Origin of the sequence: Aeromonas sp. ASNIH1 (assembly GCF_002934285.1) — a bacterium.
Taxonomy (GTDB): Bacteria; Pseudomonadota; Gammaproteobacteria; order Enterobacterales; family Aeromonadaceae; genus Aeromonas; species Aeromonas caviae.
The window spans coordinates 45938-65932 of sequence record NZ_CP026228.1; the positions used below are offsets into that span (position 1 = coordinate 45938).

The 19995-nt window shown below is 62.5% G+C and carries 19 protein-coding genes; 15 read left to right on the forward strand and 4 right to left on the reverse strand.

The genetic code is table 11. The features are described from left to right. Positions 1–444: 444 nt before the first annotated feature. The gene (locus C2U37_RS00185) at positions 445–852 is read right to left on the reverse strand and encodes an H-NS family histone-like protein (protein WP_010673634.1); all 408 of its coding nucleotides are present in this window, start codon (positions 850–852) and stop codon (positions 445–447) included. 349 nt (positions 853–1201) lie between these two features. Beyond that, positions 1202–2146 carry a DNA-binding transcriptional regulator DsdC gene (dsdC, locus tag C2U37_RS00190; protein ID WP_043154694.1) on the reverse strand — a complete coding sequence of 315 codons (945 nt, stop codon included), beginning with the start codon at positions 2144–2146 and terminating at the stop codon, positions 1202–1204. A gap of 215 nt (positions 2147–2361) precedes the next feature. Here dsdC and dsdA point away from each other — a divergent pair, with 215 nt between their 5' ends. Together dsdA and C2U37_RS00200 are read left to right on the forward strand one after the other, a co-directional pair. After that, the gene (gene dsdA / locus C2U37_RS00195) at positions 2362–3693 is read left to right on the forward strand and encodes a D-serine ammonia-lyase (RefSeq protein ID WP_104451704.1); all 1332 of its coding nucleotides are present in this window, start codon (positions 2362–2364) and stop codon (positions 3691–3693) included. 339 nt (positions 3694–4032) lie between these two features. Then, complete coding sequence (locus tag C2U37_RS00200; RefSeq protein WP_080944224.1) at positions 4033–4209, forward strand: hypothetical protein; 177 nt, start codon at positions 4033–4035, stop codon at positions 4207–4209. Between the two features lie 66 nt (positions 4210–4275). Here C2U37_RS00200 and icd read toward each other — a convergent pair whose 3' ends face one another. Further along, positions 4276–5529: an NADP-dependent isocitrate dehydrogenase gene (gene icd, locus C2U37_RS00205; RefSeq protein ID WP_010673630.1), complete on the reverse strand. Its 1254-nt coding sequence runs from the start codon at positions 5527–5529 to the stop codon at positions 4276–4278. 431 nt (positions 5530–5960) lie between these two features. On the opposite strand from icd, the gene C2U37_RS00210 reads away from it, so the two are divergent. Next, positions 5961–7031 carry an alpha/beta hydrolase gene (locus tag C2U37_RS00210; RefSeq protein WP_223929799.1) on the forward strand — a complete coding sequence of 357 codons (1071 nt, stop codon included), beginning with the start codon at positions 5961–5963 and terminating at the stop codon, positions 7029–7031. 84 nt (positions 7032–7115) lie between these two features. On the opposite strand, the gene C2U37_RS24815 is transcribed toward C2U37_RS00210, so the two are convergent. Next, on the reverse strand, positions 7116–7265 hold the full coding sequence (locus C2U37_RS24815) for a hypothetical protein (protein ID WP_193758859.1): 150 nt from the start codon (positions 7263–7265) through the stop codon (positions 7116–7118). A 558-nt stretch (positions 7266–7823) separates the two neighbouring features. On the opposite strand from C2U37_RS24815, the gene C2U37_RS00215 reads away from it, so the two are divergent. The 12 genes from C2U37_RS00215 (at position 7824) to pykF (ending at position 19910) form a co-directional block, all read left to right on the forward strand. Then, entirely contained in the window at positions 7824–8117 is a 294-nt protein-coding gene (locus tag C2U37_RS00215) for a hypothetical protein (RefSeq protein WP_102948712.1), read from the forward strand. Positions 8118–8353: 236 nt separating this feature from the next. Beyond that, positions 8354–10474 carry a hypothetical protein gene (locus C2U37_RS00220; protein WP_102948713.1) on the forward strand — a complete coding sequence of 707 codons (2121 nt, stop codon included), beginning with the start codon at positions 8354–8356 and terminating at the stop codon, positions 10472–10474. A gap of 3 nt (positions 10475–10477) precedes the next feature. Next, positions 10478–11239: a DUF3142 domain-containing protein gene (locus C2U37_RS00225; protein ID WP_102948714.1), complete on the forward strand. Its 762-nt coding sequence runs from the start codon at positions 10478–10480 to the stop codon at positions 11237–11239. 7 nt (positions 11240–11246) lie between these two features. Then, positions 11247–11441 (forward strand): hypothetical protein, encoded by a 195-nt coding sequence (locus tag C2U37_RS00230; protein WP_173418149.1) that lies wholly within the window; start codon positions 11247–11249, stop codon positions 11439–11441. Further along, positions 11438–11905: a GNAT family N-acetyltransferase gene (locus tag C2U37_RS00235; protein WP_102948715.1), complete on the forward strand. Its 468-nt coding sequence runs from the start codon at positions 11438–11440 to the stop codon at positions 11903–11905. The genes C2U37_RS00230 and C2U37_RS00235 overlap by 4 nt, the downstream gene beginning before the upstream one ends. An 83-nt stretch (positions 11906–11988) precedes the next feature. Further along, positions 11989–12897 carry a pseudouridine synthase gene (locus C2U37_RS00240; protein ID WP_104451705.1) on the forward strand — a complete coding sequence of 303 codons (909 nt, stop codon included), beginning with the start codon at positions 11989–11991 and terminating at the stop codon, positions 12895–12897. A gap of 64 nt (positions 12898–12961) precedes the next feature. Further along, on the forward strand, positions 12962–13429 hold the full coding sequence (locus tag C2U37_RS00245) for an NUDIX hydrolase (RefSeq protein WP_039039255.1): 468 nt from the start codon (positions 12962–12964) through the stop codon (positions 13427–13429). Between the two features lie 158 nt (positions 13430–13587). After that, on the forward strand, positions 13588–14694 hold the full coding sequence (gene mnmA, locus C2U37_RS00250; RefSeq protein WP_102948717.1) for a tRNA 2-thiouridine(34) synthase MnmA: 1107 nt from the start codon (positions 13588–13590) through the stop codon (positions 14692–14694). Between the two features lie 103 nt (positions 14695–14797). After that, positions 14798–15409: a high frequency lysogenization protein HflD gene (hflD, locus tag C2U37_RS00255; protein WP_010673618.1), complete on the forward strand. Its 612-nt coding sequence runs from the start codon at positions 14798–14800 to the stop codon at positions 15407–15409. 30 nt (positions 15410–15439) lie between these two features. Next, on the forward strand, positions 15440–16810 hold the full coding sequence (purB, locus tag C2U37_RS00260) for an adenylosuccinate lyase (protein ID WP_042014264.1): 1371 nt from the start codon (positions 15440–15442) through the stop codon (positions 16808–16810). 152 nt (positions 16811–16962) lie between these two features. Beyond that, a complete protein-coding gene (locus C2U37_RS00265) occupies positions 16963–18093 on the forward strand; it encodes a ribosomal protein uL16 3-hydroxylase (RefSeq protein WP_102948718.1) in 1131 nt (376 codons plus the stop codon). Positions 18094–18497: 404 nt separating this feature from the next. Further along, complete coding sequence (gene pykF / locus C2U37_RS00270; protein ID WP_010673615.1) at positions 18498–19910, forward strand: pyruvate kinase PykF; 1413 nt, start codon at positions 18498–18500, stop codon at positions 19908–19910. Positions 19911–19995: the final 85 nt, after the last annotated feature.

Sequence of the window (19995 nt, forward strand, 5' to 3'; positions counted from 1 at the left end):
TCCGTGTCTGCCTCATCCGCACATTGTCCGGCATCGTGCGGATATATCGCAGAAGAGCGGTGTCAAACAGACCATAAATAGAGGGGATAAATTAATAGGCGGTGGGCGTCATGCATCAGCATGAAAAAGAGACGGGCCGCTCAGGCATACAGATGAGGATCCACCGCCGCTATTTCATTCTGTCACAGCAGGTATCCATGATCGTTTCTCACAAGGGACGAAGAAACACGGGCTGTATGAGTCCTCAATGCGTATAAGTGGCGAGGTGGCGTGGAAGATGATGCGCCAACTTTATTGGGCACATGATGGTTATGGCTATTCCAGACGAGGCTCTCCAATTAACCGGAGTAACCTGCGCAATTGGGTTTTACTGCGACATCCTCTGAACCCTGAAAATAATAATGCCGCCCTGCAGGCGGCATTATCGAGATCCGGATCCGGCGATCAGATCAGGAAATCGTTCAGATCCTTGCCCAGCGCAACTTGCTCGGCGATGGCCTTGGGCATACGACCCTGACCGGTCCAGGTCTTCTCCTGACCGTCTTCCTGGTACTTGTACTTCGCAGGACGGGGAGCACGCTTGCTCTTGGTGGTGCCCGCCGCAGCCGGAGCCGCCACGCTGCCGATCAGCTCACGGGGATCGATACCAGCCTGTTGCAGCATTTCGGTGAATTCATTCAGTTTGCGCTGACGCTCTTCCTGTTCGGCACGTTCCTGTTCAACGGACTCGGCACGCTCGTTATATACCAGGTCAAACTTTTCTTTCGCTTCTTGCAGTTGCTCAAACGGCAGTTCACGAATGGCAGCGCGCAAGCTGCGAATGTTCAGCAGAACCTTCAGAAACTCGTTCATTACTTCCTCACAGAATTATTTTTGTATGTCACAGGGATAACACGATTTGAGAATAGCATGCCCATTGGATAACAACATAATGTTTTTATACCATCCGGCAGCGCTCTGACACCATATGGACATTATTCACCGTGGTTAATTCCCTGCCTGATACTTATTGGGAATACCCTCACGGACTTTATTTTCTATTTTCCCCGGTTAATCTCAGGCTCACCTCATCCGTTGCACACGCTGTTATCTCTTACCCGCGTCGCTCTGCGCCAGGTCATTTAGCAGCAGTGCCGGCACTTATTGTACAAATAGTGCGCTCATGGCCATGACCTTCGCGGACAATAAACCAGGTCCCGTTTCAGGATGCCCCTTGCGCCTGATCCTGTATCCAGCGGATGAATGCCTGGATCTTGGGACACTGGCGATGAGGGAGGGTCGCCAGGTAATAACGCGGCTCGCAGCGCACCGCCATATCCGGGAAGGGCATCACCAGCGCTCCGCTCGCCAGCGCCTGGCTTGCCAGCTGCCTGCGCCCCATGGCGACACCGGCGTGGTGGGTGGCGGCAAGGATCGCCAGATCCGCCCGATCAAATCCCATGTGTGACGAGCAGGCCTCCAGGGAGAGATGCCAGTGGCTCCCCCAGGTGCGCCACTCGTCGCTGTCGGTGTCCAGGCCCCAGGCCTGCCTGTCATGGAGCAGGCGGCACTGCTGCAGATTCCCCACCTCCCCCATCAGACCGTGGTCGCTGGCGTATTGAGGGCTGCACACCGGCACCATGAATTCATCCATCAGGGGGTGAATGGCCAGGCCCGTCGGGGTTCTGGCGTCGAAGTTGAGGGTCAGATCGATGCCGTAGCCGTGCAGGTTTATATGCTCGTTGCCCGTCAGCAGGTTGAGCTCGATGTGAGGATGCAGGCGGGAAAAATCGGCGAGCCTTGGCACCAGCCAGCACTGGGCGATGGAGGGGCGCGAGTGCAGCGTCAGGGAGCCCGACAGCGCCTGCTCCCTGATCTCCAGCACCTCCTGATTGATGAACTCCAGGGAGGAGGTGAGCGCCCAGAAGATGCGCTGCCCCTCCGTGGTCAAGGCCACCTTGCGGTGAAAGCGCTGGAACAGCAAAAAACCGAGCGCCTCTTCCAGGGCCGAGATGCGGTGGCTCACCGCGCTTGGGCTCAAGGAAAGCTCGTCGGCGGCGAGCGCAAAGGAGCCGTGGCGGGCCGCTGCCTCGAAGGTGTGGAGCCTGGCGAGCTGATGGCTGCTGAGCAGCTTGCTCCTCACCCCTGGGTGCTCATCGCGTTGCATGGTTGGGCCTCCCTCTCTTTTATCTGGCAGATGATACCAGAAGGGCGAGGTTTGCATTCACCAGGAAGACCCAACTCACCCGTATGCGAAGACACAGCAGGGTAGATGACCATTTGCATCAACTGGGCTCATCCAAGCGACGCGTTTTATCATTTGTCACGGCAACGCTGGCGCCGTTCAATGGGATGATTCCGTCACCACCCCGAGAGGCTTTCATGACACACACCGACATTGCCGGGCTCATCGCCCGCTTCCCCCTGCTCGAACCGCTGATCGCCCTCACCCCTGTGACCTGGTTCAATCCGGGGGCCACCTCCCTAGCGGAAGGATTGCCCCATGTGGGGCTCACCCGGCACGATGTGGCCGCCGCCTCCGCCCGGCTCGCCCGCTTCGCCCCCTACCTGTGCGAGGCCTTCCCCGAAACCCGCGCCAGCCACGGCATCATCGAGTCCGGGATCGCCGCCATCCCGACCCTGCAGGGGACCCTCAATGGGCGCTACGGTGTCGAACTCACCGGCAGGTTGCTGCTCAAACAAGACAGCCATCTGCCCATCTCCGGCTCCATCAAGGCGCGCGGCGGCATCCACGAGGTGCTGGCCCATGCCGAACACCTGGCCATCCAGGCTGGGCTGCTGCGCGAGACGGATGACTATCGCACGTTGTTCTCGGACGAGTTCCGCCACTTCTTCGGCCAGTACAGCATCGCGGTGGGGTCGACCGGCAACCTCGGCCTCTCCATCGGCATCATGAGCGCCCGCCTCGGCTTTCGCGTCACCGTCCACATGTCGGCTGATGCGCGGGAGTGGAAGAAGCGCAAGTTGCGCCAACATGGCGCCATCGTGGTGGAATACGCCGAGGATTACGGGGTGGCGGTGGAGCAGGGACGCAAGGAAGCCGAGCGCGATCCCAACTGCTTCTTCATCGATGACGAGCACTCCCGCACCCTGTTCCTCGGCTATGCGGTGGCGGGCGAGCGGGTGAAAAAGCAGTTCGACGAGATGGGCATCAGGGTGGACGCCGACCATCCGCTCTTCGTCTACCTGCCTTGCGGCGTCGGCGGTGGCCCGGGCGGAGTGGCTTTTGGCCTCAAGCTGGCGTTCGGGGACAACGTGCACTGCTTCTTCGCCGAACCTACCCACTCCCCCTGCATGCTGCTCGGGGTCCACACCGGGTTGCACGATGCCATTGCGGTGCAAGACCTTGGCATCGACAACCTCACCGCCGCCGACGGCCTGGCGGTGGGACGCGCCTCCGGTTTTGTCGGCCGCGCCATGGAACGCCTGCTTGCGGGCTTCTACACCCTGAGGGATCAGGAGATGTACGACCTGCTGGGGCTCCTGGCCCGGGATGAAGAGATCCGGCTCGAGCCCTCGGCACTGGCGGGCATGGCAGGCCCCTGGCGAGTGGCCACCAACCTTGAGTGGCAGAGTGGGCAGGGACTGGATGCTGCCAGGATGGCCGGGGCCACCCACCTGGTGTGGGCCACCGGCGGCGGCATGGTGCCCGCCGAGGAGATGGAAAAATACCTGGCCTGCGCCCGGATCTGATCTTTTTTTCGCCCCCGTGACCCGCCGACCTGGCGGGTTTTTCTGCTGCGAGATCAGCAAGATGGCACCTCAGCCCTCGCCACCATGACACAGACGGCCAGACTGCTGGACAGCCTGATTTGTCATCCAGCCCCACTGACTGGTTATTTTGTGATACGATAGAGACCGTTTTTTGACATCTGCGCCCCGTTGTCCCCTTTTTCCGGTGAGATAACCACCGGATCCGGCGACCAACACCTGTCGGGCGCAGCACAACATGTGCCCAGTTCGAATCGCTCCTGCGCGACCTTGACGCCTGGAGCACTCCCCTCTGGGCATCTTAGATAAGGAGATCGGGCGATGAAACAATATCAAAGCTGGTTGGGACAATATCTGATGAGCCGCCGTGACGGAGACCACGCCATGGCATCCGAGCTCGCCAACTCCATCTGCGAATTCTGGCAGGCCCGTGGAGATGAGGCCGAGACCAGCAAATGGCAGCAGATCTACGAGCAGCACGTGGAAAAAACCACCTGACGACCTGCTCTCTTCCATAAAAAAACCGGCGCTCATGGCGCCGGTTTTGCATTTCAACGACCCGGATCACATCTGGTCGATCATGTCCTGGGCGAACTGGGAGCAGGAACGCAGGGTGGCCCCTTCCATCAGACGCTCGAAGTCATAGGTGACGGTCTTGTTGGCGATGGCCGCTTCCATCCCCTTGACGATGAGGTCAGCCGCCTCGGTCCAGCCCAGGTGGCGCAGCATCATCTCGGCAGAGAGGATGAGGGAACCCGGGTTGACCTTGTCCTGGCCAGCGTATTTCGGCGCGGTGCCGTGGGTGGCTTCGAACAGGGCAACGCCGTCGCCGATGTTGGCACCCGGTGCGATGCCGATGCCGCCGACCTGGGCCGCCAGCGCGTCGGAGATGTAGTCGCCGTTGAGGTTCATACAGGCAATGACGTCATACTCGGCCGGACGCAGCAGGATCTGTTGCAGGAAGGCATCGGCGATGACGTCCTTGACCACGATGGTCTTGCCGGTTTTCGGGTTCTTGAAGGAGCACCAGGGGCCGCCGTCGATGAGCTGGGCATCGTACTCTTTCTGGGCCAGGGCATAGCCCCAATCCTTGAAGGCACCCTCGGTGAACTTCATGATGTTGCCCTTGTGCACCAAGGTCACGGAGTCGCGATCGTTGTCGATGGCGTACTCGATGGCGGCACGGACCAGACGCTCGGTACCGGCCTTGGACATGGGCTTGATGCCGATGCCGCAGGACTCGGGGAAGCGAATTTTCTTCACGCCCATCTCGTTTTGCAGGAAAGCGATCACCTTCTTGGCTTCATCGCTGTCTGCCTTCCACTCGATGCCGGCGTAGATGTCTTCGGCGTTCTCGCGGAAGATCACCATGTCGGTCAGCTCGGGGTGCTTGACCGGGCTCGGGGTCCCTTCGTAGTAACGGACCGGGCGCAGGCAGACGTAGAGGTCCAGCTCCTGGCGCAGGGCCACGTTGAGGGAGCGAATACCACCGCCGACCGGGGTGGTCAGCGGGCCCTTGATGGCCACGCAGTATTCACGAATGAAATCCAGGGTTTCGGCCGGCAGCCAGGCACCTTCGCCATAGACATGAGTCGATTTCTCGCCGGTATAGATCTCCATCCAGGCGATCTTGCGCTCGCCTTTGTAGGCTTTCTCGACCGCAGCATTCACCACATTCAACATGGCCGGGGTCACGTCCACACCGATACCATCCCCTTCGATAAACGGAATGATGGGATTGTGGGGAACCTGCAGCTTGCCGCTGGCATCGACTGTGATTTTCTGGCCCTGGGTCGGGATAACTACTTTGCTTTCCATCGGCATCTCCTAACTTCCGTTTGTTATCAATCTGATCGTTGCGCGCGGCCATCTTAAGCCCATCCATTTGCATAATCAAATAGCGGGCGTGCATGTCAGACCATAGTCGGGGAGTGGATCACAGTGCGCCTGAGGATCCCCTACTCCCTCGCTGCCCTCTGGTCCTGACGAGGCGCAGGCCCCGTCCATCCGGGCCTCTTCCTCTAGTGATGACAGCGTCTTCCTGCCCTCGCCGCCCCGAAGGCGTCATTCCCCCAAATCCCGTTCGCCTTTACATCGTCGTAACCCCTTTGGCGAGGCAAGGCGCGCCGGGGGACAGGCAGCCGGATCCGGACTAGGCTCTTTGCCAGTGATCGGGGCGCCCGGGGCGTGGCCGATCATGAAGAGAGCACGACAACAAGGAGAACACCATCTTTATCGTCACCAACCGGATGGTCAACGAGCAGAGCAAGACCCCCAGCGAGATCTTTGGCGAAAAACCCGCAGAGGGCCCCAACGAACTGCGCCTCGCCGAGGCCCGGCGTCAGGGCAAACAGTGGCAGCTGGACCTGCTGCCGGATCAGATCACCGCCGAGATGGCCGCCAGCGTCGGCCTTGACCCCGACCTCCCCCACCCGGCCAGCGCCTATGTGGCGCGCAAGCTGCTGGAGCGCTGCGCCGGGACCGGCAGCACGGCCAAGCAGAAGCTCAAGACTGGCAAACACCTGCTGCTGTTCGTACACGGCTTCAACAACGATCTTGACGATGTGCTGGAGCGAGCCGCGGGGCTCGAGGCCCGTTACGGCGTCGAGGTGCTCTACTTCAGCTGGCCCGCCAATGGCGGCGGCGCCCGGGGCGTGCTGAGCTACAAGAGCGACAAGCGCGATGCCCTGGCCTCGGCCGGTGCCCTTGACCGGGTGCTGGAGAAGATGAAGGGGCTGCTCGACGAGTTCAACGGCCAGTATGTGACGCAACTGGAAGAGAAGGCCCAGAAGAAGTTCGCCGACAACGGCGAGGCCTGGGATCGCTACTTCGCCAAGGAGGTAAACAAGCGCTGCCCCTTCACCATCAACCTGCTGCTGCACAGCATGGGCAACTACCTGTTCAAGCACCTGCTGGGCAGCACCACCTACCACGCCAACCAGCTGCTGTTCGACAACATCATCATGGCCGCGGCCGACACCAACAACGAGCTTCACGCCCAGTGGGTCGATCGCATCCAGTGTCGCAACCGCCTCTACATCACCATCAATGAGCGCGATGGTGCCCTGATGGCATCGCGCATGAAGATGGGGGAGCAGCAAAAGGCGAGGCTCGGCCACTACACCCGGCGACTGGATGCCAGAACGGCCACCTACGTGGACGTGACCAATCAGCCCCATGTGGGGGACTCTCACGCCTACTTCGAAGGGGATGCCCTCGCCAACGAGAAGGTGCTGCGCTTCTTCCACACCGTCTTCAACGGCGGCACCGGCGAGCGCACGGAGCTGTTCGATGCGGCCCAGAACCTCTATCGCCTCTAGCCACTGCGCAAAAAAACCACCGCCCCGAACAGGGCGGTGGTTTTTCATTATGCGCTCACTCGGTGGCCACAAGGCCGCCAGGGGCTAGTGTTCTGCCGCTTCCGGCTGGGGCGCTTCGCTGCGCTCCCGTTGCAGTTCATCGACCCTGGCCTGCCATCTGTCCTGGGCCTGTCTTTGCCCCTGGGACTCGAATTCCTGGCGCATGGTGTCGATTTTTTGGTCAAGTTTTTCCATCAGGATGTCTCCTTACATCTCGGGTTACACACTGGCTGACGGCACTGTTTGGCCAACCTGCTCACCCGATTGGACACCAGGTTTTCCCCAATTGTCCAACAAAATAAACGATTGATTATGCAAAAACCAATCTAGAAAATGGGTTGAAGCTCCTTATGAAACCCCATCACTCACCCTGAAAACGCCTGATAAAAATACTATTTTTACCATTGATATCAATATCTTGATATTTATAATTCGCTCAATGACGCCCTTGAGATCGGCATGACGAATGTATGCACATTTTTTTTCACAAAAACGCCCCGCTCTCCGGGCTTTGCGACCGGAAAGGCCCCCTTGTCCATCCAAAAATGCGATGGGTTATGACACAACCCATCTTTTAAATGGATAGATAATCCCCAACCCCGGCCCTGCGGCTTGCCAACCCGACCATCAGCAGGTTCGCTTGTTACCCATCCGGGCATATCCCGCCCCACTCCCGCCCCGATAAAATGAAGCCGCACCACGCCTGCTGAGCGGGTTGTTGCCGCCCTCATCTCCTCTCGTCGGAGTCATGACATGGATCTCTTCTGGTGGTTTGCCCTGCCCGTCGCCGCAGGCACCTTCTATGGGTGCTATTTCTGGAACCAGCGCCATGCCCAGCCCGACTGGCTGCGCCTTCCCACCCGCGCCGACTACCTGCACCAGCATCCCGAATGCGCCATCGACCATGAACTGGGGGCGCGCTGCTGCGCCTGCGGCTCCGACAAGGTGCTGGGCCACCCCCAGACCGGCTGGCCTGATCATCGCTTTCGCCACACCTGCCTCGCCTGCGGCAAGGCGCTCTATCGCACCGAAGAGCCCCCGATATAAGCATCCACATTCGCCCTTTTTGTATGGCGATGGCAGATGCTGACACCCGCGAAGCAGCAAAGAGCACGTGCTCGGGACAGGGAGATGGCGCAGGCGTCCTGACAGGGAGAGCGCCGACCAGGTCAGAATGGGTTGTCGTTTGTGACCCTCTTTCGTACTATTGCCCGCCACTGCAAACCCCCTTTTCCGGCCCGGGCGTCACGCACGGCGCGGGCCCACAAACGGATAGCGATCCCATGACATCTCTGACCCACTGCTCGGTGCTGGCGATGACGCTGGTTGCACTGCCCGCCCTCGCCTCCGGTGACGGTGACGGGTGCGGCTTCTGGCTCACCGACTGCCCTCTCCCCACCTATCCGCTCTATCTCAACGAGAACGACACCCGGGGCAACCTGCTGATGCTGCTGGGGGATGCCCAGCATCACCCCCTCCCCTTCACCCTGCCGGCGGATCCGCTGAACGAACGCAGCCAGCCGCTGTTCTACCTCACCCGCCTCCCCCAGCCGGAGGAGGTGGAGGACCCGGCGCTGCGCGAGCAGCTCGGCAGCCGGCTGGCCGCCTACGACCCGTCCCTCCCCCCGCTGCTCGAGCACTACGCGGGCCACGACTCCCTCTACGGCCACGCCATCTCCAACTCCCTCTCCTCGGTCAGCGCGTTTCTGGACGCCCTCGAGCAGAGCGAGGTGCCCGCCCCGGAGCGCACGTCGCTGCTGCGAAGCCGTCTGCTGATCCTGGGGCAGCAGGAGAGCCCGGCCCCCGCGACCGAAATGAGCGGTGCTGCCCTGGAGTGGCAGGGGTATCTGCAGGCCGCCCGGCACTTCTACGAGAGCCGCTTCGAGGAGGCCCGCGCAGGCTTTGCCGCCTTGCAGCAGGCCAAGGCCCCCTGGGTGGCCGAGAGCGCGACCTACATGGTGATGCGCACGGAGATCAACCTCGCGATGAAGGAGGCGAAGGACGAATACGGCGATCAGGACGTGATCAGGAGTGACAAGGAAGCCCTTCGCCGCGCCATGGCCCAGGGTCAGGCCTATCTGGCGGCCTACCCGCAAGGGCGCTACGCCAGCTCGACCAGAGGACTGTTCAGACGCATCCAGTGGATGGCCGGTGATCTCGGCGCCCTGCGGGATGCCTATGACGAGGCCATGGCAACCCGCCAGCCCTTGCCGGCGCTGGAGGCCCTGGTCAACGAGATCGATCTCACCCTGCTCAGTGGCGATGCCTATCGCCATCAGGCGGCCTATCAGGACTCGGCCCAGCCGGCGCTGCTGTTCGTCAATGCCCTGCGGGGTCTCAGACCGACCTATGAGCGGCCGCGGGACTGGCAAGATGCCCAGTTGGACGACGCCATCGCGCACCTGCAAAAAACCGGTCACCAGGCGCAGGCGGCCTATCTCAAGGCCTACGCCCTCTTTTTGGACAAGCAGTTCGAGCAGGTGCTGGCCCTGCCCTCTCCGGGGCAGGAGGACGCCACCCTGGCATTCAGCCACCAGATGCTGCGCATCTGGGCCTGGCAGGGTATGAAGGCCTTTGACAAGGCCGAGCAGGCCCTGATGGCACTAGTGGCCTCCCCCCTGGGTCAGGCCCAGCAGGCGTTCGTGGAGAACGTGCTGGCGGATCACTGGGTGCGTACCGGCAACACGGCCGCCATCTTCCAGCCGGGCAGCCCCATCACCCAGCTGCGCATCCGCGCGGCCGTGCTCAAGCAGGAGGCCGAACCCGCCCTGTTGCGCCAGCAAGCCAGTCAGGGCCCGAGCGCGGCGGAGCGGCAGATTGCGCTCCATACCCTGCTGGTACGGGATCTCATCGCCAGCGACCCGGCCACCTTCTTGCAGGATGTGGCCCTCATCCCCGCCGATTACAAGGAGGCGACCCCTCCCACCGACGCGCCCTGGGAGCCCGTGCCCAACGGGGATGTGCGCCTCTCGGCGTTCCAGTGGCGCGGAGAGGGGACGCCCCAGGGCTACCACTGCCGGGATCTGGCCCAGACCCTTGGCACCCTGGTGCAGCGCCCCGACGATGGTCATGCCCTCAACTGCTTCGGGGAGTACCTGCGCAGCCGGGATCCCCATATCGACCTGTGGCAGGATCGCGAGATGATCTGGGGGCTGGCGCAAGACGAGCATCCCACGTTCCCGAGTCGCCTCGCCCTCTATCAGGCCGTGATGGCCAACCCCAAGGCGGAGCCCGAAGACAAGAGCTATGCCCTCTATCGCGCCATCCAGTGCTATGCCCCCTCCGGCTACAACAGCTGCGACAGCCAGGAGATCCCCAAACGCACCCGGCAGGCCTGGTTCAACACCCTCAAGCAGCGCTATGGCAACTCGGTGTGGGCCAGATCCCTCAAATACTACTGGTGAGCCATGAGCAGACGCTCTGAACGCGCCCTGCTGGCGCTGCTGCTGACGGCCCTGGCCACCCCCCTTGAGGCCAGTGTCGATGCCAGCGCCTATCACGGGTTCTGGCTCTGGTCCGCCACCCGCCACCAGCCGGTACTGGAACAGGCCAGCACCCTCTATCTGCATCAGGGGGAGATCCTGGACAGGCCCGGCGGCCCCCGCTTCGTCAAGCTGGGGCGGGTTCCCTCCCCCCTCAAGGCCGGGCAGGTCTGGCTGGTGGTGCGTGTCAACGCCCTCCCCCTCTCCCCCGCCCACGAGCAGGTGCTGGTGCGCCTCTACGAGGGGTGGCGCGCGGCCGGGGCCAGGGTGGCGGGCATCCAGATCGACTTCGATGCGGCGACCCGCCAGCTCGATCGCTATGGCAACGCCCTGCAACAACTGCGGCGTGCCCTGCCTCCCGGGTGCAAGCTCAGCGTGACGGGGCTGCTCGACTGGGCGAAAACGGGGGACGTGGCAGAGCTCAATCGCCTGCCCGTGGACGAGCTGGTGATCCAGACCTATCAGGGCACGCGCACGGTGCCGGGCTATCAGGCCTATCTGCCCGCCATGGCGCACCTGACCATCCCGTTCAAGGTAGGGCTGGTGCAGGATGGGGAGTGGGATCCCGCCTGGCAGACAACACTGGCCGCCTCCCCCCATTACCGTGGCGAGGTGGTCTTCCTGCTCAACCGCCCGGCGCCGATCCCGGGGACCAGTCCCCCTGTTCCCCGGCATGACGCCCACTGAGACGCGGGTGAACCCCATCGGGACACAGGGGCAAGGGCGTGCCCACGGCAAGCAGCCGTGGCAGACCCTGATCCGGCTGGTGGCATCCACACCGGGCGAGATGCCGTGCGAGAGGAACGCCGTCCGGGCCACCACATCGGTCAAGCCCGCCATCGTGCTGCGCGGCGCGCGCCGTCACAAACAGGGAGAGAAACAAGGATGACGTTTGTCGAGATGAACCCCGCCCACCTGCCGCTGGCCCTGCTGCTGGAGGCCGATCCCGCCGCGTCGCGCATCGCCGCCTACCTGCCCGGGGCCTGGGGCTTTGCCGCCCTGGCGGACAACGAGGTCGTGGGGGCCTGCGTGGCGGGCCTGGTGGGGGAGCAAACCGCCGAGATCTTCAACATCGCCGTTGCCCCCAACCGCCAGCAGCAGGGCATCGGCTCCGGCCTGCTGCGCTTCGTGCTGGAGAACCTGGCCGGGAAGGGGGTAGGCCGCGTCGAGCTCGGTACCGGCAGCTTCGGCCACCAGCTCACCTATTACCAGCGCCACGGCTTTCGCGTCCATGCCGTCGTGAAGGATCACTTCCTCATCCACTATCCCGAGCCCCTGATGGAGCACGGCATCCAGCACAAGGACATGCTGCGCCTCTCCCTCGCACTGGCGCCGGACACCGCCTCCCCCTGACCCGAGAGGGTGAGCCCCGCTCTCCCCCTGATGGCCGCCCCCTGTGGTACACTCCGCCATCCCCTGTTTTTGGTAGGCATGCGATGAAATCAGCCCGTCCCCGTCTCTCCCTCTCCGCCCGCCCTGACGCAGGCAGCACGGCAAGCGGGCCCACCACGGCGCCCCCATCCCAACGCCGGGAGGCCCGGCACCCAGGGAGCGTCAACGAGCGCAAACCGGCCACCGCCCCGGTGGATCGCAAGCTGCTGCTCCTGAACAAGCCCTACATGGTGCTCTGCCAGTTCACCGACGAAGGGGGCCGCGAGACCCTCAAGGATTACATCACCGAGCCCGGCATCTATGCCGCGGGCAGGCTGGATCGAGACAGCGAAGGGCTCTTGCTGCTCACCAACGACGGCAAGTTGCAGGCACGCCTCACCCAGCCGGGAGAGAAGACCCCCAAGACCTACTGGGTGCAGGTGGAAGGCATCCCGAGCGAGGAGAAACTGGCGGCCCTTCGCGCCGGTGTGGAACTCAACGACGGCATGACCCTGCCCGCCGGGGCGCGCATCATGGATGACCCTGCGGTGTGGCCACGCAATCCGCCCATACGCGAGCGCAGGGAGATCCCCACCTGCTGGCTCGAGATAACAATCGTGGAGGGGCGCAACCGCCAGGTGCGGCGCATGACCGCCCACATCGGCCACCCCACCTTGCGCCTCATCCGCTACGCCATCGGGGAGTGGACCCTCGATGGTCTGGCGCCGGGAGAGAGCCGCGCCCTGCTCGCCCCCGAGCTGGCACCCGCGCCACGACCAGCCGCCACGCAAGGCAAAGCACGGGCATCCGCCGCAGCCGGGGGCACTGGCCGCAGCGCCCCCCGCACCGCCCGGCCAACAGATCAGGAGCCACCCCGGGGGCGGGACCGCCGCGGGGCAGACCCGCGCCAGGCCAATCGCAGCGGCGGGCGCACCACCGCCCGCCGTCCGTCTCGCACCAAGCCCTCTGAATGAAGGCGACTGCGGATCTGCATCGAGCGCCCCCGCCGGGGCACAGCCAACAAGACAAGGAGTCCTTATGAGCGATCACCCACCGCTGCCCACCCGCCTCACCGTGGCCGCTCTGGTGCACTGGCAGGGGCGTTTCTTGCTGGTGGAAGAGGAGATTGCGGGCCAGCGCCGCTTCAACCAGCCCGCCGGCCACGTGGAGCCGGGAGAAGATCTCATCCAGGCGGCCTGCCGCGAGCTGAAGGAGGAGACCGGACTCACCGCCGCGCCCACCGGCTGGCTTGGGGTCTACCTCTTCAAACCGGCGGACAGCGAGGCCACCTTTGTGCGCACCGCCGTCATCTTCGACCTTGAAAAGTCGCCCGGTCAGCACCATCCAGAGGATCCCGACGGTGACGTACTGGCCTGTCACTGGCTTAGCCTGGAGGAGATTGCCGAGTGCAAGCCCGCCCTGCGAAGCCCCCTGGTGTGGCAGTGCATCCAGGACTATCTGGCAGGCACCCGCCTGCCGCTGTCGGCCCTTAAGGCCTTCATCTAAGCGCCATTGGACGCTCTTTTTGACGCTATGGGGCCGAGACTAGAAAAACGATTTCCCGCCGCCGGGCTTCCAAGGGGAACGGCGGCAGGGAGATGTGACCGGGGGCGCAAAACTCTGGTAGAATACGCCCCGTTTAAACGAACTGGTAACTTCGACTAATGACAGACAACAGCCAAATCAAGGTGATCGTCGGCATGTCCGGCGGCGTGGATTCTTCCGTCTCGGCCTACCTGCTCCAGCAGCAGGGCTATCAGGTCGAAGGCTTGTTCATGAAGAACTGGGAAGAAGACGACACGGACGAGTACTGCTCTGCCGCCCAGGATTTGGCTGATGCCAAGGCCGTCTGCGACAAGCTGGGGATGAAACTCCACACCATCAACTTCGCCGCCGAATACTGGGACAACGTGTTCGAGCACTTCCTGGAAGAGTACAAGGCGGGGCGCACCCCGAACCCGGACATCCTGTGCAACAAGGAGATCAAGTTCAAGGCGTTCCTGGAATTCGCCGCCGAAGAGCTGGGGGCCACCTACATCGCCACCGGCCACTATGTGCGCCGTGACGACAGCACCGGCCGCCCGCGCCTGCTGCGCGGTCTGGATACCAACAAGGATCAGAGCTACTTCCTCTATACCCTGAGCGAAGCCCAGGTGGGTCAGAGCCTGTTCCCGGTCGGGGATCTGGAAAAACCCGAGGTGCGCCGCATCGCCGAGCAGCTGGATCTCATCACCGCCAAGAAGAAAGACTCCACCGGCATCTGCTTCATCGGTGAGCGCAAGTTCAAGGACTTCCTGGCCAAGTTCCTGCCCGCCCAGCCCGGTCCCATCGAAACCGTGGACGGCAAGATCATCGGCGAGCATCAGGGGCTGATGTACCACACCCTGGGCCAGCGCAAGGGGCTTGGCATTGGCGGTCGCAAAGATGCCACCGAAGAGGCCTGGTACGTGGTGGACAAAGAGGTGGAACGCAACACCCTCGTGGTGGCGCAAGGGGAACACCCCCGCCTCTACTCCGACGGCCTGGTCGCGAGCCAGCTGCACTGGGTGGATCGCACCCCCATTCGCGCGCCGCGCCGCTGCACCGTCAAGACCCGCTATCGGCAGGAAGATATCCCCTGCCTGATCCAGCCCATCGACGATGAGACCATCCGGGTCATCTTCGACGAGAAGCAGGCTGCGGTGACCCCGGGCCAGTCCGCCGTCTTCTACGACGGGGAAGTGTGTCTGGGCGGCGGCATCATCGAACAACGTTTCAGCCATCCGATTTGAGCCAATAGCAGAAGGCAGCCTACGTGAGCGATACATTCCAAGGCCGGATCATGACCTGCTGCGGGCATCTGCCAGTGAATGAACAGAACAGGGCCGTGAAGATATGAGCGACAAATTCCAAGACAGAACCATGGCCTTCGCAGGCATCTGCCAGGCCGCCTATCTGGTGCAGAAAGTGGCCCGTGACGGCTCCTGCGACGAAGCCTCCCTGCGCGAGAGCCTGCAAAGCATTCTGGTCACCAACCCCACGCAGCCGCTGGAAGTGTTCGGCAGCCACCTGGCCATTCGCGACGGCTATCGCGCCCTGGTGGAACAGCTGGGGGCCGACGGCAGCCAGAAGAATGCCGAGCTGACCCGCTACGTGGTGAGCCTGATCGCGCTGGAGCGCAAGCTCGCCAAGCGCAAGGACATCCTCAACATGCTGGGGGAGCGGATCAGCCAGATCGGCCGCCAGCAACAGCATTTCGATCTGCTCGACGAGCAGATCCTGGCCAACATGGCGAGCATCTACAGCGACCTTATCAGCCCCATCGGGCCGCGCATCCAGGTGGCGGGCACCCCGCTCTTCCTGCAGCAGCCCCTGGTGCAGCACAAGGTGCGCGCCCTGCTGCTCGCAGGCATCCGCGCCGTGGTGCTGTGGCGCCAGCTCGGCGGCAGCCGTACCCAGATCATCTTCGCCCGCAAGAAGATGGTGGAACTGGCCAAACGATTTTAACCCCCACACCAATCATCAGGAGTTCACCCCATGGAGCTGTCCGCGCTGACTGCCGTTTCCCCGATTGACGGTCGTTATGGCGACAAGGCCGATGCCCTGCGCCCTATCTTCTCCGAATTCGGTCTGCTGCGTTTTCGCGTCGAAGTCGAGGTGCGCTGGTTGCAAAAACTGGCCAGCCACGCCGGGATCCCGGAAGTCCCTGCCCTGAGCGAGGCAGCCAATGCCGTGCTTGACGGCATCGTCAGCAACTTCAACGAGCAGGATGCCGCCCGCATCAAACAGATCGAGCGCACCACCAACCATGATGTGAAAGCGGTGGAGTACTTCCTGAAAGAGAAGGTGGAAGTGAACCCGGAGCTGGCCGCCGTCAGCGAATTCATTCACTTCGCCTGCACCTCGGAAGACATCAACAACAACTCCCACGGCCTGATGCTGAAGACCGCCCGGGAAGAGGTGATCAAGCCTTATTGCGAAAAGCTCATCGGCGAGATCAAGCGCCTGGCCGTCGAGTACCGCGACATGCCGCTGCTCTCCCGTACCCACGGTCAGCCGGCGACCCCGAGCACCATGGGCAAGGAGATGGCCAACGTCGCCTACCGTCTGGAGCGCCAGCTCAAGCAGATCATGGCGGTGGAGCTGCTGGGCAAGATCAACGGTGCCGTGGGCAACTACAACGCCCACATCAGCGCCTACCCGGATGTGGACTGGCACCAGTTCTCCGAGGAGTTCGTCACTTCTCTCGGCCTGACCTGGAACCCCTACACCACCCAGATCGAGCCCCACGACTACATCGCCGAGCTGTTCGACGCCCTGGCCCGCTTCAACACCATCCTGATCGACTTTGACCGTGACGTCTGGGGTTACATCTCCCTGGGCCACTTCAAGCAGCGCACCATCGCCGGCGAAATCGGCTCCTCCACCATGCCCCACAAGGTCAACCCCATCGACTTCGAGAACTCCGAAGGCAACCTGGGTCTGGCCAACGCCGTGTTCCAGCACCTGGCGAGCAAACTGCCCATCTCCCGCTGGCAGCGTGATCTCACCGACTCGACCGTGCTGCGCAACCTGGGTGTGGCGGTGGGTTACTCCCTGATTGCCTATCAGGCGACCCTGAAGGGCATCTCCAAGCTGGAAGCCAACGCGGACGCCATGGCCGCCGATCTGGACGCCAACTGGGAAGTGCTGGCGGAACCCATCCAGACCGTGATGCGCCGCTACGGCATCGAGAAGCCCTACGAGAAGCTCAAAGAGCTGACCCGTGGTCGCCGCGTCGACGCCGAAGGGATGCGCACCTTCATCGACACCCTGGCACTGCCGGAAGCGGTCAAGGTCGAACTCAAGAAGCTGACCCCGGCCAACTACATCGGCGACGCCCAGCGTCTGGTCGATCTGCTGAAATAAGTGATGTAACCGAACCGGCGGGGGCTCTGTCATGACGGCAGGGCCCCCGTTGATTTTGGCCCATTTGATATGATCACCCTCTATCGGGCCATTTCAGAGCCCTTGCCCAAGCCCGCCTTGGGCAAGCCCTCTCACAAGATACGAGAAGCACCATGTACCAACTCAATCTGGATATCGCTCACTTCCTCGAGCACTACTGGCAGAAGCGCCCGCTCCTCATCAAGGGCGGTTTCACCGACTTTCAGGATCCCATCAGCCCGGACGAGCTGGCGGGTCTGGCCATGGAAGAGGTGATCGAATCGCGCCTGGTCACCCGCTTCAACAACAAGTGGGAGGCGGCCCACGGCCCCTTCGAATCCTACGATCACCTGGGGGAAGAGAACTGGACCGTGCTGGTGCAGGCGTGCAACCACTGGGTACCCGAGGTGCACGAGCTGGCGGTGCCCTTCCAGTTCATCCCGGGCTGGCGCTTTGACGATGTGATGGTGAGCTTCTCCACCCCTCACGGCGGGGTCGGCCCCCACATCGACAACTACGACGTCTTCATCACCCAGGGTCAGGGCAAGCGTCACTGGCGGGTCGGCGATGCCAAGCCCTTGAACGAGTTCGCCGCCCACGCGGCCCTGCTGCACTGCGAGCCGTTCGAGGCGATCATCGACGTCATCATGGAGCCGGGCGACATCCTCTACATCCCGCCCGGATTCCCCCACGAGGGCTACGCCATCGAGCCCTCCCTGAACTTCTCGGTGGGTTTCCGCGCACCGGACGCCAAGGCCCTTGTCTCCTCCTTTGCCGATCACCTGATCGACAACGAGATCCGCACCGACCGTTACGGCGACCCGGACCTCCAGCCCCGCGCCCGCCACGGGGAAATCCAGCCCCATGAGCTGCACCGCCTGCGGGAGCTGATGCAACAGGCCCTCGACGACGAGACCCTGTTCAAGGAGTGGTTCGGCACCATGATCTCCGAGGCCAAGCACGATCTGGACGTCAATCCGGTGGAGCCGGACTACAGCGCCGACGAGGTGGCCGACCTGCTGAGCCAGGGGGAGCCCGCCATCAAGGTGCCGGGGTTGCGCAGCGTCTGGTTCAGCGGCGAGAGCCGCACCTGCTACATCGACGGCGAAGCCTGGACCCTGCCAAGCGAGGATCCGGCCGCCATCGCACTCCTGTGCGACAAGGACATCATCACCCAGGACGCGCTGGTGGAACTGGCCGATCAGGCGGGCTTCCTGCAACTGCTGACCCGGCTGGTCAACCGCGGCTACTGGTTCTTCGGCTGATCCAGAGGGCTGCCGCCCCTCCCGGCGTGCCGGGAGGGGCGGCGTTTTTTTCCGCTGTAGGCCTACCGGCTCCAGCCTTGCGTTGCTTCGTCCTGACGCCGCGGGAGGGAGTGACTACACTGGATGGCGGCCAACGGCATCGGGCCGGATCGCCCCCGCAATGGGGCCCTGTTGTTTGTCATTTAACAACATGGGATCGGGCAGGATGCGGGGCCAGAAATGGGAACCAAATGGCCTCAGTTGCGGAAAATCAATTATTTTAGCCCCTAAAATGAGCTGTGATCGAAAACGTTATCTTTCAAATTGAGGCCGTTTTCGCTCAAAACGTTGTTTCTGGATCATAAAAAGTATCCAAAAACTGGTGTATATTGCACGGCGGAAATTCCTTAACCATGAAGACTGACATGAAAAAGACCAAAATCGTCTGCACCATCGGTCCCAAGACCGAATCCAAAGAAATGCTGGGCAAGATGCTGGATGCCGGCATGAACGTCATGCGCCTGAACTTCTCCCACGGCGACTACGCCGAACACGGTGGCCGCATCAGCAACCTGCGCGCTGTCATGGCCGAAACCGGCAAGCACGCAGCCATCCTGCTGGACACCAAGGGTCCGGAAATCCGCACCATCAAGCTCGAAGGCGGCAACGACGTCTCCCTGGTCGCCGGCCAGACCTTCACCTTCACCACCGACCAGACCGTGGTGGGCAACAAAGACAAAGTCGCCGTCACCTATGCCGGTTTTGCCAGCGACCTGCGCGTCGGCAACCGCATCCTGGTTGACGACGGCCTGATTGGCCTGGACGTCATCGAAATCACCGAGCGCGAAGTGATCTGTAAAGTGCTCAACAACGGTGACCTGGGCGAGAACAAGGGCATCAACCTGCCGGGCGTCTCCATCAAGCTGCCGGCCCTGGCCGAGAAAGACAAGCGCGACCTCATCTTCGGTTGCGAGCAAGGCGTTGATTTCGTTGCCGCCTCCTTCATTCGCAAGAAAGAAGACGTGCTGGAAATCCGTGAGCACCTGAAAGCCCACGGCGGCGAGAACATCCAGATCATCTCCAAGATCGAAAACCAGGAAGGCCTGGACAACTTCGACGAGATCCTGGCTGTCTCCGACGGCATCATGGTTGCCCGTGGCGACATGGGTGTCGAGATCCCGGTAGAAGAAGTGATCTTCGCCCAGAAGATGATCATCGAGAAGTGCAACAAAGCCCGCAAAGTGGTCATCACCGCCACCCAGATGCTGGACTCCATGATCAAGAACCCGCGTCCGACTCGCGCCGAAGCTGGCGACGTGGCCAACGCCATCCTGGACGGTACCGACGCAGTCATGCTGTCCGGTGAGTCCGCCAAGGGCAAGTACCCGCTGGAAGCCGTGACCATCATGGCCACCATCTGCGAGCGTACCGATGCCGTGATGCCGTCCAACCTGTCTGCTGCCAACGACAGCAACAAGCTGCGCATCACCGAAGCGGTCTGCAAAGGCGCGGTAGAGACCTCCGAGAAGCTGGACGCCCCGCTGATCGTGGTTGCCACCGAAGGCGGCAAGTCTGCCAAGGCCATCCGCAAGTACTTCCCGAAAGCCTGGATCCTGGCCATCACCACCAACAAGAAGACCGCTGCCCAGCTGGTGCTGACCAAGGGCGTGGTTGCTCACGTGGTTGACTCCATCGCCTCCACCGACGACTTCTATCGCATCGGCAAAGAAGCCGCGCTGGAAATCGGCATGGGCGTGAAGGGTGACGTGGTTGTCATGGTCTCCGGTGCCCTGGTACCGAGCGGTACCACCAACACCGCCTCCGTTCACGTACTGTAATCAGTCCTGAACCGATGAAAGCGGCGCCTGCGGGCGCCGTTTTTTTTTATCTCTCCCCCTGCTGCCCCTCTTGCGCCGGTGCTAG